Origin of the sequence: Erythrobacter tepidarius (assembly GCF_002155695.1) — a bacterium.
Lineage (GTDB): Bacteria > Pseudomonadota > Alphaproteobacteria > Sphingomonadales > Sphingomonadaceae > Erythrobacter > Erythrobacter tepidarius.
The window spans coordinates 1-1,584 of sequence record NZ_MUYJ01000031.1; the positions used below are offsets into that span (position 1 = coordinate 1).

1 protein-coding gene is annotated in these 1,584 nt (G+C 59.6%); it reads right to left on the reverse strand.

What is annotated here, in order from left to right:
- Positions 1-12: 12 nt before the first annotated feature.
- Positions 13-1,184 (reverse strand): IS3 family transposase gene (locus BZF61_RS15475; RefSeq protein WP_143737130.1). Its coding sequence is split into 2 segments (ribosomal slippage): positions 13-932 and positions 932-1,184, totalling 1,173 coding nucleotides; the frame shifts between segments, so codons are not numbered across the junction.
- Positions 1,185-1,584 lie beyond the last annotated feature (400 nt).

The window sequence follows — 1,584 nt, forward strand, 5'->3', positions numbered from 1 at the left end:
CCCCAGCTGGGATTAGAGCCGGGCGGTTGTTTTGCGCATCAGCGCGGTTGAAGCAATGGGCTGCGTAGCGGAGCCCGTAGGGCGTAGCGAAGCAGTCCATTGCTTATTCAGTTCGGCGGCGAACGCCGCCGGTGTTGCGTAGCCAAGGGACGAGTGCGGTCTCTCGCGGTTGTAGTCCTCGACCCAGGCAGCGATCTCGACCCGGGCATGGGCAAGGCTCATGAACAGGGTCTCGTTCAGCAGCTCGTCGCGCATGCGGCCGTTGAAGCTCTCGACGTAGCCATTCTGCATCGGCTTGCCCGGAGCGATGTAATGCCACTCCATGCCGATCTCGCCGCACCATGCGAGCACGGCATTGCTGGTAAGCTCGGTGCCATTGTCGCTGACGATCATGCCCGGCTTGCCGCGCTGGGCGATCAGCTGGGTCAGCTCGCGCACGACACGGTGCCCGGAGATCGAGGTGTCCGGCACCGCTGCCAGGCACTCTCTGGTCACATCATCGACAACGTTGAGCACGCGGAACCGCCTGCCAGAAGCTATCTGGTCATGAACAAAGTCCAGGCTCCAGCGCTGGTTCGGCAGCGCCAGCACCGGAGCAGGTGCTCTGGTGCCGACAGCACGCTTGCGGCTGCGTCGTCGCCTCACCGCCAGACCTTCCTCCTTGTAAAGCCGCTGGGTCTTCTTCCGGTTGATCGTCACGCCCTCCCGACGCAGCAGGATATGTAAACGGCGATAGCCGAACCGGCGGCGCTGGTTGGCCAGCCCACGCAGCTTCTCGCGCAGATCGGCATCATCGTCCCGTGTGGAACGGTAGCGCACGCTCTTGCGATCAGCATCGATGACACGGCACGCCCGCCGCTCGCTCATCCCATGACACGCCTGGAGATGAGCGACCGCTTCCCGCTTAGCGGCGGGCGTCACCACTTTTTTGAGAGCAAATCCTTCAGCGCCACGTTGTCCAGCATCGTGTCGGCCAGCAGCCGCTTGAGCTTCGCGTTCTCGCTCTCAAGTTCCCGCAGCCGCCGGGCCTCGGATACCTCCAGCCCGCCATACTTGGCCTTCCAGTTGTAGATCGTCGCTTCAGACACCCCGTGCCGCCGGACCAGATCAGCAGTCTTCGCCCCCGCCTCGGCCTCCTTCAGCACCCCAATGATCTGCTCTTCTGAAAACCTCTTGCGCTTCATCATCTGTCCTTCCTTCAGGCCAGACTCTAATCGAGCGTGGAGGAAAATCAGGGGGTCACGTCAAGATCCAGCGCAAAGCGCTCCGCCTCTCTCTTGTTCTCGGTTTTCGAGCTGACAATTTTGTATCCGGTCGCGTTCGGAACCCTGATCCGAACCTGCCACTTCGGATTCTTTAGATCCTCACGTTTGTAGAGGATCACTCGACCATCACCTCGAACGTCGATCTTCTCAGCGTATCTGGACACCGCACACACCTCCTGCGCGGTTCCTTCGATATATCAGAGACATGAGCTTTGAAACCCGCATTTGCTCAGGTTTTGTCAATCGCACTTTCGGAGGAAAAGTGCTTCCTTCACCTTTTGTGAAAGGCATTAACAATTGAGTTTATGAGAAAATTTTG